We start from the raw sequence: 11,883 nt of genomic DNA, 5'->3' as shown, positions 1-11,883 counted from the left end.
CGCCCATCGCAGCCACGGCCGGGCGCCCGCGCACTCGGATCGGCTATCCCGCGTTCTTCACCACGATTCGGTGCGCCAGCGCGACCAGGTCGTTCCCCGTGAGTCCGGGGTAGCCGTGCAGCAGCTCGCGCCAGCGCGCCGGCACCGCCGACGCACCCCACCGGGCGCCGAGCAGCGCGCCCGCGATGGCGGCGGTGGTGTCGGTGTCGTTGCCCGCGCGCACGCACTGCTCCAGCGCGCGCGGCAGGTGGTCGGGGCCGGATTGATCGGTGGTGGTGATGGCCCACCATGCGGTCTGCAGGGCGTGCACCACCCAGCCGTTCTTCGGGAAGTCCTGCGGGGTCCCCGTTTCGGCCTGATCGAGCAGCGGGTTCCAGTAGTCGGCGGCGGGGCAGGCGGCGACGTAGTCGCGCACGCCGTCGAAGTTCGCCTCGAGGATCGCGTGCCGGATGGCGTGGCTCCAGATCTTGCAGGCCTCGACGGCCTGCTGATCGTGATGGGTGAGCAGCCCGATCGCGCCGGCCGCCCTTGCGCATTCGACCGGATCGCCGAGGTAGGCGAGGGCGACCGGCCCGGTGCGCATGAGCGAGCCGTTGCCGCCGGTGAGCCCTGGCAGTGACATGGCGACCGCCTGCATGCCGCGCGCCGAACTGGGCCGCGCACTGAGCACCTTCGAGGTCTGCACCCCGACATCCGGCGGCTGGGAATCCCACCACGCCATGAACCCGGCGGCCACCTCGTCCAGATCGATGCCCTTGTCCGACGTGTCCGCGGCCAGCGCGATCGCCACGGCCATGGAGGTGTCGTCGGTCCACTGGCCGGGCGCCCAGCCGAACATGCCGCCGCCGACCATATCGATCACCTGGTCGGCGCTCGGATAGGTGAACTCGTAGCCGGCGCCCAGCGCGTCTCCGGCCGCACTACCGAGCAGCGCGCCCGCGGCCCGATCCAGTTGCGCGTCATCCAATGTCACTGATACCCCTTGTCACATAAAACCCCTTGTCGTAGGGCATCTTGAGATCGATTCGACGGCAGAATGTAACCGACGCGAGCCCCCCGCGCCCATCGTCTGTGGGTCCTCACAGCCGCGGTGACCGATAGCTGGGCGGTATGAGTGTCGTATCGGCCCGGCGAATCAGCGAGCCGCGGTGCCTTCCGAGCCCGAGCCACGGGCAGCGGAGTCCGGTTCTGTCGTCTCCACCCGCCGGCGGGAGCGGACGAGCGCGTGCACGGTGAACACCGCCAGTGCCGCCCAGATGAGCGCGAAACCGGCCCAGCGCGAGGCGGGCATCGGCTCTCCTGCCACCGCGACGCCCCATGCCAACTGCAGGGCGGGTGTCAGATATTGCAGAATTCCCATGGTCGACAGCGGGACTCGCTGGGCGGCCACCGCGAACAGCAACAGCGGCACCAGCGTCACCGGGCCGGTCGACATGAGCAGCGCGCTCTCGGAGAACCCGCCGCCGAAGCTGCCCTGCCCGGTGACGGCGAGCACGATCACGAACACCAGCGCGAACGGTGCCGCGATCAAGCCCTCGGCCGCCACCCCGCGCAACGCGTCCAGCGGGATCACCTTCTTCACCAGTCCATAGACGGCGAACGAGCACGCCAGCGTCAGCGCGATCATCGGCGGGCGCCCGTAATCGACGGTGAGCACCGCGACCGCCGACGCGCCGAGCCCGAGCGCCACCCACTGCGCGCCGGCCAGGCGTTCCCGGAAGATGAGCACCCCGAACGCCACGGTGACCAGCGGGTTGATGAAGTAGCCGAGCGCGCACTGCACCACCTGCTCGGAGATCACCCCGTAGACGTAGACACCCCAGTTCAGCGAGATCGCCGCCGAGGCCGCGGCCGCGTAGCGCCAGGTGCTCGCCGAGATCCGGCGCAGCTCGCCCAGCCTGCCCACCGCGCCGAGCACGATGAGCACGACCACCAGGGTCCAGAGGATGCGTTGCGCGAGCACCTCCGTGGCCGAGGCGAAGGCCAGTAGCCCGAAGAAGGCCGGGAACGCGCCCCAGGACGCGTACGCGCCGACCCCGAACGCAACCCCAGGAATCGATTCGGTCCGCCGCACTCGTCCGAACCTACCGTCGCGGCGCCACACGGCTGCTCACCACCGGTGGCCGGTGACGGCCCGCGCCCGGCGCCGTCGCTTAGGCTGGCAGCCATGTCGATATCCGTGCAGGCGCCGCGTTCGACCGGGTTGACCGCCGCCGAGGTGGACGAACGTCGTCGTGACGGCCGCACCAACGATGTGCCCGACCGGGCCAGCCGTTCGGTGCGCGATATCGTCCGCGCCAATGTGTTCACCAGGATCAACGCGATCCTCGGTGTGCTTTTCGTGCTGGTGATGGCAACCGGTTCGGTGATCGACGGCATGTTCGGGCTGCTGATCGTGGCCAACAGCGCGGTCGGCATCATTCAGGAGATCCGCGCCAAACGCACCCTCGATCAGCTGGCCATCGTCAGCCAGGCCAAGCCGACGGTGCGCCGCGACGGCCGCTCGGAGCAGATCGCACCCAAGGATGTGGTGCTCGACGAGTTGATCGAACTCGGTCCCGGCGATCAGATCGTGGTCGACGGCGAGGTGGTCGAATCCGAACTGCTCGAGGTCGACGAGTCGCTGCTCACCGGCGAAGCCGATCCGGTGCACAAGGAGCTGGGCGCGCAGGTGCTCTCGGGCAGCTATGTGGTGTCCGGCTCCGGTGCCTACCGGGCCACCAAGGTCGGTCGCGACGCGTATGCGGCCAAGCTGGCCGAGGAAGCCAGCAAGTTCACCCTGGTCAATTCCGAACTGCGCAACGGCATCAACACCATCCTGAAGGTCATCACCTACCTGCTGATCCCGGCCGGTGCGCTGATCATCTACAACCAGCTGTTCTCCAGCGGTCAGTCGTGGCGGCCCGCGGTCACCGGCATGGTGGCGGCGCTGGTGCCGATGGTGCCCGAGGGGCTGGTGCTGATGACCTCGATCGCGTTCGCGGTCGGGGTGGTGCGGCTGGGCCGGCGCAAATGCCTGGTGCAGGAACTGCCCGCGATCGAGGGCCTGGCCCGCGTCGACGTGGTGTGCGCGGACAAGACCGGCACGCTCACCGAGAACGGGATGCGGTTGGCCGATCTCGAGGTGCTCGGTGCCGGCGACGAGGCCGAAATCCGCCGCGCGCTCGCCGCCATGGCCGGCGACGATCCGCGCCCCAATGCCAGCGTGCAGGCCATCGCCGAGGCGGTTCCCGACCGGCCGGACTGGTCCTACACCGCGGTCGCGCCGTTCTCCTCGGCCAAGAAGTGGAGCGGCTTCTCCTACGGTGAGCACGGGAACTGGCTGCTCGGCGCCCCCGATGTGCTGCTCGATGCCGGTTCCGAGGATGCCCGCAGGGCCGAGGAACTCGGGTCCTCCGGCCTGCGGATCCTGTTGCTGGCCACCAGCGATCGCGCCGTCGACGCGCCCGACGCGCCGGGCGTCGTCACCCCGGCCGCGCTGGTGGTGCTGGAGCAGAAGGTGCGTCCGGACGCCCGCGACACCCTCGATTACTTCGCGAGTCAGGACGTGGCGATCAAGGTCATCTCCGGTGACAACGCGGTATCGGTGGGCGCGGTGGCCGCCTCGCTCGAGCTGCCGGGCGGCGACCATGCCGTCGACGCGCGCGGGCTGCCCGAGGACCGCGACGCGCTCGCCGATGTGCTGGACCGGGAGACCACCTTCGGCCGGGTGCGCCCGGATCAGAAGCGCGCCATGGTGGGTGCGTTGCAGTCGCGCGGGCACACCGTCGCCATGACCGGTGACGGCGTCAACGATGTGCTGGCGCTCAAGGACGCCGATATCGGTGTCGCCATGGGCTCGGGCAGTCCGGCCACGCGCGCGGTGGCCCAGATCGTGCTGCTGGACAACAAGTTCGCGACCCTGCCGTATGTGGTGGGGGAGGGTCGCCGGGTGATCGGCAATATCGAACGCGTCTCGAATCTGTTCCTCACCAAGACGGTGTATTCGGTGCTGCTGGCGTTCCTGGTCGGTCTGGCCGGTGCCGGGTCGCAGATCTTCGACTACGAGCCGATCGGGTATCCGTTCCTGCCGCGACATGTCACCATCGCGGCCTGGTTCACCATCGGCATCCCGGCGTTCATCCTGTCGCTGGCGCCCAACAACGAGCGGGCTCGCCCCGGTTTCGTCGGCCGGGTGATGCGGTTGGCGATTCCCTCCGGTGTGGTGATCGGCGTGGCCACCTTCGTCGCGTATCTGATCGCCTATGCGGGGCCGGAGGCGACCGAGCAGCAGACGGTGCAGGCGGGCACCACCGCGCTCATCACGCTGATCATGATCGCGGTGTGGGTGCTGGCCATCGTGGCCCGGCCCTATGTGTGGTGGAAGGTGGTGCTGCTCGGCGCCTCGGTGCTGGCCTATCTGCTGCTGTTCACCATCCCGTTCACCAGGGAGTTCTTCAAACTCGACCCGTCCAACGTCGGGCTCACCACGGCCGCGGTGGTCTGCGGTGTGGTCGGCATCGTGCTGGTCGAGGCGGCCTGGTGGATCACCGCGTCGCTGCGCGATGAGGAGCACAAACTCATCCCGGCGTCCCCGGGTGGGGCCGCCTGAGCGACGCGTCGGCGCTGGCTGCGGGCGCTACCCGCAGCCGGCATCACCGCGCCGTCAGGATGCGCCGGTGAACTCGGCCATCCGCCGCTCCATCTCGTCGGGGGTGACATCCTCGACGTGCGTGGCAACGGTCCACTGGTGGCCCCACGGATCGGTGAAACTGCCCGTGCGGTCGCCGTAGAACTGGTTTTCCATCGGCATGAGCTCGGTCGCGCCCGCCGCGATGGCCGCGTTGAAGGCGGCATCGGAATCGGGGACGTAGATGTTGAAATTGACCGGGGTGCCGCCGACGCTCTTGGGGTCGAGGAACTTCATTTCCGGCGCCGGATCACCGAGCATGATCACCGAATCGCCGACCAGCAGCTCGCAGTGGGCGACCTTGCCGTCCGGGCGCGGCATGCGCATGCGCTCGGTGGCGCCGAAGACCTTCTTGTAGAACTCGATCGCTTCGGCCGCGCCGTCCACGGCGAGGCCGGGGGACAGGCGCGGGTAGCCCTCGGGAATCGGGGAGACATCGGACATCGCAAGACCTCCAGGTCTCGATCGGTTGTCGGACGGGTTCGAGCCTATGCCCGGGCACCGACAGACATCCGCCGATCGCGAGATCCCGCGGTGCTATCCACCCCAGGACACCCGCGTGCTGATGGTCTGGCGCAGCAGCGTGTCGGTGCGCGGGTCGCGGTAGGACTGGTGCCCGCCGATATCGATGGCGCCCGATACCGGCAGCGGCAGGCCGAGATCGACGATGATGGTGCCCGAGCCGGTCATCGCGTAATCCTCGATGTGCAGGGTGCCTGCCTCGTTGGGCAGGTTCCAGGTCCGCGATTTCGGCGTCTGGGCCACGGTCAGGTCGATGGTGAGGCGGTTGCCCTCGCGTTCGGTCAACGTCGCCGTGGTCACCTGGTCGAGGGCCACCCCACCGGTGACCTCCTGACGCACCGTCCACACCGCGCCCACGCCCACCGGATCGTCCGGGAAGGTGATCGACTGGTACACCGCTTGATAGAACGCCTGCTCGATGGCCGCGCGCGCGGAGTTCGAGGTTTCCGGTGAGGGGGCAAGCCGCAGCGCGGTGATCGCGCCGAGCTCGCTCATGTCCAGGCCCGCGTGCGAGCCGTCGGCGGCGGTCAGCGCCTGCGACAACGACGGGTCGGGGGTGGTGACGGCACCGAGGGTGAGGTCGACGTCGGAGTCGTCCGTGCGGGCGGTCAACGGGATGGTCAGCGCCGGATGCGAGAAATCGCGCGGCGGCTGATCATCGATCTGCTGCTGGATGCGGTGATCGGTACGCAGCGTCACCTCCTGCACGGTGCCGTCCGGGAAACCGGCCCGCAGCGCGCCGCGCGGTTCTTCGCCGGGCGACTCGACGGTGGCCACCGCCGCGGCGATCGGCACCGTCACTTCACGCCCGATGCCGAGCGGCTCGGTGCCCTCGGCGTCCGAGGACGGCTCCGCGCCGTCGCTGCACCCGACACCGAACGCCGACAACCCGACCGCGAGCACCATGATCAGCACGCCGGAACGGCCGATCCGGGGTGCGTGGGGAGAAGACAACACCGTCACGAGCAACAGAGTACGACCGGTTCCTGAGTGTCAGCTGGGACATGTGGGCAGCGCGGGCTGAGGATCGGCTGGGACAGCCGACGGCCGCGGTGCCGGGACATGCGGTGCCCGCAGCACAGGCCCGTTCGCGCCTCGAGCGATGATGGTCGGCGTGAGTGACGACCGGCCACCCGAGCCAAGCACCGCCGAGCAGCCCTCCGAGGGCCCGGCGCGCCCACCGCAGCGACTGCGGCTGTTGCTGGTGATCGCGGCGGTGTTGTTCGCCCTCGACCTGCTCACCAAGGTCATCGTGGTTGCCACGCTGACCCCCGGCGATCCGGTGTACCTCATCGGCGATTGGGCCCGGCTGAGCCTGGTGCGCAACCCGGGCGCGGCCTTCTCCATGGCCACCGGCATGACCTGGCTGCTGACCTTGGTCGCGGCCGCGGTGGTGATCGGGGTGATCCGCATCGGCCGCACCCTGCGCTCGCTGTGGTGGGCCGTCGGGCTCGGCATGGTGCTCGGTGGTGCGCTGGGCAACCTGGTGGACCGGCTGTTCCGCTCGCCGGGGCCGTTGCAGGGGCATGTGGTCGATTTCGTCGCCGTCGGCTGGTGGCCGGTGTTCAACGTCGCCGATTCGGCCATCGTCTGCGGTGCGATCCTGCTGGTGGTGCTGACGGTGTTCGGATTCGAGCCGAACGGCACCAGGGCCGGCCGGGCCGAGAAGACCACCGAAGAGTCCGAGAACACAGTGAACAGCGCGCGATCCGAGAACACAGAGAACACGAAGAACACCGGGGCCGGCGAGGGGAGCGCGGCATGAGGGAAACCAGGACCATGCCGGTGCCCGACGGGCTGGACGGCATGCGGGTCGACGCGGGCCTGTCGCGGCTGCTCGGCCTGTCCCGGACGGCGGTGGCGGCGCTGGCCGAAGAGGGTTCGGTGCAGCTCGACGGTGTCGCTGCCGGCAAATCGGATCGGCTCACCGCGGGCGCCTGGCTCGAGGTGGTGTTCCCCGAGCCCAAACGTGAGCTCACCATCGAGGCCGAACCGGTCGAGGGGATGAAGATCCTCTACGCCGACGACGACATCGTCGCGGTCGACAAACCCGTCGGGGTGGCCGCGCACACCGGTGTCGGCTGGTCCGGGCCGACGGTGGTGGGTGGGCTGGCCGCGGCCGGCTACCGCATCTCCACCTCCGGCGCACACGAACGCCAGGGCATCGTGCACCGCCTCGATGTCGGCACCTCGGGGGTGATGGTGGTCGCCCAGTCCGAACACGCCTACACCGTGCTCAAGCGCGCGTTCAAACAGCGCACCGTGGACAAGCGCTATCACGCACTGGTGCAGGGGCATCCGGATCCCAGCAGCGGCACCATCGACGCCCCGATCGGCCGGGCCCGCGGCAACGACTGGAAGTTCGCGGTCACCGCCGACGGCCGCCCCAGCGTCACCCACTACGACACCGTCGAGGCATTCCAGGCGGCGAGCCTGCTCGACATCCATCTGGAAACCGGGCGCACCCATCAGATCCGGGTGCATTTCTCCGCGATCCGCCACCCCTGCTGCGGTGACCTCACCTACGGCGCCGATCCGCGCCTGGCCGAGCGCCTCGGTTTGCAGCGGCAGTGGCTGCACGCGCGTTCGCTCGGATTCCAGCATCCCGCCGACGGCAGATATCTGGAGATCACCAGCGAGTACCCGGCCGATCTGAGGCACGCCCTCGACGTGCTGCGCAATGCCTGAGCGGTGCTGCCGATCCAACCTCCGGTCGACCCGACTGCTGCGAGCGGTGTTCGCGGCGGTCGCCGGGGTGGTCGTGGTCGTCCTGGTCGCCGTCGGCGCCATGCAGCCGCCGCGTTCGGAGGGCGTGTCCACCGACCGCCTCGGCCCGCAACAGGGCGAATCGGTCGCGGAATACCTGGCGCGAGCGCGGGATTCGCTGTCGGGCACCGATGCCGCCGAGCGCTGGGCGCTGGTGTCGTTCACCGAATACCAGACCCCGCAACGCCTTCCGGCTCTCGCGGCCGGTCTGCGGATCGGCCGGGTGCTGTACCAGGTGCCGTTACCGCGGGTGCAGACGCAGCTGGTGACCGTGCAGGTCCCGGCGACCGAGGTCGTGGTGCTGCGATCGGCCGAGGACGCCGCCTGGCAGCTGCTGGATAACCTGCGCAGCTCGCGATCCGTCGACGAACGCACCGAGAAGATCGTCACCGTGTCGGTCGCCCGGCTGCGCGCCGGCTGCGCCTGCGCGGTGGGCCTGGTCGTGCGCGGCACGCCGGAGCAACTGCGAAACCTCGCCACGCACAACGGTATCCGCGCGGTGGAGGCGCTACCCGCCGACGCGGTGGCCGGCGCCTTCGCGATCGTGCCGCTGCTGCCCGACGCCACCGGCGTCATCGGCCCGGCGCCCGACGACGGCCCCGTCCCCGACCGGTAACAGGTCGGCTCCGGGCGATGTGTGCGCCCGCGCCGCGGCGGCCAGATAGTCACCGAGTTCGCGCTCCAGTGCCCGGTCGAGCGCCTGATCGAGCCCGGAATGCACCATGCCGGTGCCGAGTTCGCGCCAATGCCGCAACATCTGGGTGGTGTCGGCGATCGCGTCGTCGGTGTCGGGCAGCCAGCCGAGGCCGTGCTCGGACACGATGTGGTCCTTGGCGGCGGCCACCATCCGCCGGGCGATATCGTCGAGTCGGCCCATCACCTCCGCGTACAGGTCGATGAGGATGGGCACCTCGATGCCGTAGGCCTTCAGCTGGAACACGGCTTCCAGCAGCTGCGGGCGCAGCAGTTCGATGGTGCTGCCGCCGTCGTGCACCCGCACCAGCCCCAGCCGCACCAGGCGATCCAGGTGCGCGTCGTCGGCGTGGCCGGGTTCCGGATCGCCCAGGATGGCGTCGACCATGTCGCGGGTGAATTCGACCGGTGCTCGGGACTGTCCCCACGCCGCGGTCACGGCGTGCTGGAGGCCGAGGATCTCGGTGAGGTCTTTGCCGGTCTCCCAGCTGGTGATGAAATCGGCGATGTGGGCGGTGGTGAATCCGCGTGCGAGCAGCCCATCGATGATGCGCAGCCGCGCCAGATGCGCATCGCCGTAGATATTGGCCCGTCCCGCCCGCCGGACGGGCGCGGGCAGCAGGCCTTTCTCCTGGTACAGGCGCACATTGCGGCTGGTCGTTCCGGCCGCTCGCGCGAGCTCGTCGATGCGGTATTCGCCCACCTCGGTCACGTCCGTACCTTCCCGCTCCGGGCGCTCACGCGCGCGCCCGTGTCCCGGTAACCGGTACCGGGACACGGGCGCGAATCTGGCTGGGGCATCAGCCGAGCCGGGCTCCGCTGCCGGCCAGCGGGCGATGTGCCGAACGGGCGGTGAGGACGTAGTCGTCGAGGTTCACCCGCGACAGCTCACGCACGTACTGCGTACCGAAACCGGGATACATGGTGGCGTTGAAGCCGTCCTCGGTGAGGTACCAGCTGCGGCAGCCGGAGTTCCAGGTCGTCGCGGCCAGGCGCCGTTGCAGCCGGGCGTTGTAGCGGTCCTGGCGGTTCCGGTCGACTTCGAGCATCCGCAGGTCGCGGCGTAACAGGATCTGGATCGCCTCGGTGAGGTATTCGATCTGCGCCTCCATGTACACCAGTGCCGAATTGTGGCCGGGGCCGGAATTCGGCCCGAAGGTCAGGAACATGTTGGGATAGCCCGCGACCGCGACGCTCTTGAAGGCGTAGGCCCCGCGGCTCCACTCCTCGTTGAGCGAGCGGCCGCCGCGCCCGGTGACCGGGATCGGTGCCCCGGCCTTGGACACATCGAATCCGGTGGCGAAGACGATGCAGTCGGCGCCGTGCACCACCCCTTCCGCGGTCTGGATGCCTTCGGGCACGATGCGCACGATCGGCCAGGTGATGAGCTGACAGTTGTCGGCTTGCAGGGCCGGGTAGTAGTCGTTGCTCATCAGCAGTCGTTTGCAGCCTGCCTTGAATTCCGGGGTGAGCTGGCGGCGCAACCACGGGTCGCGCACCTGGGTGCGCAGATGCAGCAGCGAGACCTGCTCGACCACCCGGGTCAGCGGGCTGGTCCACACCACACCGAGGGCCACCGACTCGTGCCCCCAGAACCAGGCGTCGCGGGCCAGCGCCTGGGTGCGCGGGAACCGCCGGTAGATCGATTTGGTCATGTCGGTGGTGGAGCGGTTGACCCGTGGCAACACCCAGCCCGGCGTGCGCTGGAACACCTTCACCGATCCGGCCCGCCGCACCAGCTCCGGCACGATCTGCACGGCGCTGGCGCCGGTGCCGACCACGGCCACCTTCATGCCCGTGAGGTCGTAGTCGTGATCCCAGCGGGCACTGTGGATCTTGTGCCCGGCGAAGCTGTCGATACCGTCGATGTCCGGGAAGCTCGCGTTCGACAGCGGGCCCGAGGCGATCACCACCGCACGCGCACGCAGCCGGCCCCTGCGGCCGGCGACGGCGATCGACCACAGTCCCGCTTCTTCGTCGAAATCCAATCCGGTGACATTCTGGCCGAACTGGATGAAGGGCCGGATCGCGAACTGGTCGACCATGGACTCGATGTAGTCCAGGATCTCCGCGCTGCCCGAATAGGTCTGCGACCAGTTCGGATTCGGCGCGAAGCTGTAGGAGTACAGCCGCGACGGGATATCGCAGGCGGCACCGGGATAGGTGTTGTCGCGCCAGGTGCCGCCCACTCGGGTATCGCGCTCGAGGATCGTGAAGTCGGTGATCCCGCGCTGTCGCAGCCGGATCGCCGCGCCGATGCCCGCGAAACCCGCGCCGATGATCGCCACGTCCAGTGGCTTCGCCGCCGCGCTCATGCGACCGGCTCGTGGGTCAGCGCCTTCGACCACGACGGCTGCTCGGCGAAATAGCGTTCGGGAATCCGGCCGGTCACCTTGACCAGGGCGTCGGCGAACAGGTGGTAGGGGTGATCGCGGTTGATCACCCAGCCGCTGTGCATCTTCACCAGCCGGTACATGGGCAGCCGGTTCACGATCGGCGCACGTTCACCGACGGCCTTGAACCGCGCCATCGCCGAGTACAGGCGTTCCTCGGACACACCCATCTCCACGATGTTGTCGCGCATCTTGTTCAGCAGCGGGAAATAGCTGAGCGCGCCGACGATCAGCGACGGCTTGGCCCAGCCGCCGACGAAATCGATGGCCAGCTTGCGCGCGGTCGCGTGGCCGAGCAGTTCCATCACCGCGTAATCGGTGGCCAGATGCCGAGCCTCGTCGGCGTTGATCTTCTTGAACACCTCCTGCGCCACCGGATCCTTGATCTCGTCGGTGACGAACTTGATCAGTGCGCCGTCGAGGGCCACCTCGAGCATCGGGATCACGGTGCCGAGGAACGACATCGACATCCCGTCGGCGTGCTTGTCCAGGAAGTCGATGACCAGCTTGACGTTGATATTCGGCTCCGGCAGCTCGTCGCCGTCGAGCATGCCCCAGCGCCGCATCAGCGCGAGCTCGGCATTGGCGTGGCGCTGCTCCTCGGCGTGGAAGTACCGGTAGATCTCCTTGAGGGTGTCGGTGGGCGCCTTCTTGGCCATGGCGGCGAAACCGCGTGCGCCGACGTTCTCGATCCACATCAGATCGGAGATGAACGGCTTGAGTTTGGTCCACAGCTCCGGGTCGATCTCCTCGGCGCCGGGGGCGTCCCAGTCGATATCGGCCAGGGCCCACTGGCGGGCCTTGATCTTGGCGAGCATATCGTCGAAGTTGAAGGACATG

Annotated in this window: 11 protein-coding genes; 4 read left to right on the top strand and 7 right to left on the bottom strand. The window is 68.9% G+C overall.

The features are described from left to right. Positions 1-43: 43 nt before the first annotated feature. Together AC5W7N_RS23060 and rarD are read right to left on the bottom strand one after the other, a co-directional pair. Positions 44-973 (bottom strand): ADP-ribosylglycohydrolase family protein, encoded by a 930-nt coding sequence (locus AC5W7N_RS23060; RefSeq protein ID WP_163815836.1) that lies wholly within the window; start codon positions 971-973, stop codon positions 44-46. A gap of 162 nt (positions 974-1,135) precedes the next feature. Further along, positions 1,136-2,074 carry an EamA family transporter RarD gene (rarD, locus tag AC5W7N_RS23055; protein WP_495922132.1) on the bottom strand — a complete coding sequence of 313 codons (939 nt, stop codon included), beginning with the start codon at positions 2,072-2,074 and terminating at the stop codon, positions 1,136-1,138. Positions 2,075-2,167: 93 nt separating this feature from the next. On the opposite strand from rarD, the gene AC5W7N_RS23050 reads away from it, so the two are divergent. Beyond that, positions 2,168-4,591 carry a cation-translocating P-type ATPase gene (locus AC5W7N_RS23050; protein ID WP_195021067.1) on the top strand — a complete coding sequence of 808 codons (2,424 nt, stop codon included), beginning with the start codon at positions 2,168-2,170 and terminating at the stop codon, positions 4,589-4,591. A 54-nt stretch (positions 4,592-4,645) separates the two neighbouring features. Here AC5W7N_RS23050 and AC5W7N_RS23045 read toward each other — a convergent pair whose 3' ends face one another. Next, positions 4,646-5,113: a VOC family protein gene (locus AC5W7N_RS23045; protein ID WP_163815830.1), complete on the bottom strand. Its 468-nt coding sequence runs from the start codon at positions 5,111-5,113 to the stop codon at positions 4,646-4,648. A 93-nt stretch (positions 5,114-5,206) separates the two neighbouring features. Next, the gene (locus AC5W7N_RS23040) at positions 5,207-6,097 is read right to left on the bottom strand and encodes a hypothetical protein (RefSeq protein ID WP_495924178.1); all 891 of its coding nucleotides are present in this window, start codon (positions 6,095-6,097) and stop codon (positions 5,207-5,209) included. Between the two features lie 196 nt (positions 6,098-6,293). Between AC5W7N_RS23040 and lspA the strand changes: the two genes are divergently transcribed. Genes lspA through AC5W7N_RS23025 form a run of 3 tightly spaced genes read left to right on the top strand, consistent with a single transcriptional unit; the run spans position 6,294 to position 8,573 of the window. Further along, entirely contained in the window at positions 6,294-6,956 is a 663-nt protein-coding gene (gene lspA / locus AC5W7N_RS23035) for a signal peptidase II (protein ID WP_163815828.1), read from the top strand. After that, complete coding sequence (locus AC5W7N_RS23030) at positions 6,953-7,879, top strand: RluA family pseudouridine synthase (protein WP_163815826.1); 927 nt, start codon at positions 6,953-6,955, stop codon at positions 7,877-7,879. Before lspA ends, AC5W7N_RS23030 begins: the two co-directional genes overlap by 4 nt. 46 nt (positions 7,880-7,925) lie before the next feature. Continuing rightward, positions 7,926-8,573, top strand: a complete 648-nt coding sequence (locus AC5W7N_RS23025; RefSeq protein ID WP_495922131.1) for a hypothetical protein — start codon at positions 7,926-7,928, stop codon at positions 8,571-8,573. On the opposite strand, the gene AC5W7N_RS23020 is transcribed toward AC5W7N_RS23025, so the two are convergent. The 3 genes from AC5W7N_RS23020 to AC5W7N_RS23010 form a co-directional block, all read right to left on the bottom strand. Next, entirely contained in the window at positions 8,466-9,362 is an 897-nt protein-coding gene (locus AC5W7N_RS23020) for a MerR family transcriptional regulator (protein WP_495922130.1), read from the bottom strand. The two genes, AC5W7N_RS23025 and AC5W7N_RS23020, sit on opposite strands and share 108 nt — an antisense overlap. A gap of 88 nt (positions 9,363-9,450) precedes the next feature. Beyond that, a complete protein-coding gene (locus AC5W7N_RS23015; RefSeq protein WP_195021065.1) occupies positions 9,451-10,965 on the bottom strand; it encodes a flavin-containing monooxygenase in 1,515 nt (504 codons plus the stop codon). Further along, the gene (locus AC5W7N_RS23010) at positions 10,962-11,882 is read right to left on the bottom strand and encodes a ferritin family protein (protein ID WP_163815820.1); all 921 of its coding nucleotides are present in this window, start codon (positions 11,880-11,882) and stop codon (positions 10,962-10,964) included. The genes AC5W7N_RS23015 and AC5W7N_RS23010 overlap by 4 nt, the downstream gene beginning before the upstream one ends. Between the last annotated feature and the right edge of the window lies 1 nt (position 11,883).

Source organism: Nocardia sp. CDC519, assembly GCF_059509835.1.
The sequence above is the reverse complement of the archived record's forward strand: the minus strand, read 5'-3'. Positions and strand labels throughout refer to the sequence as shown.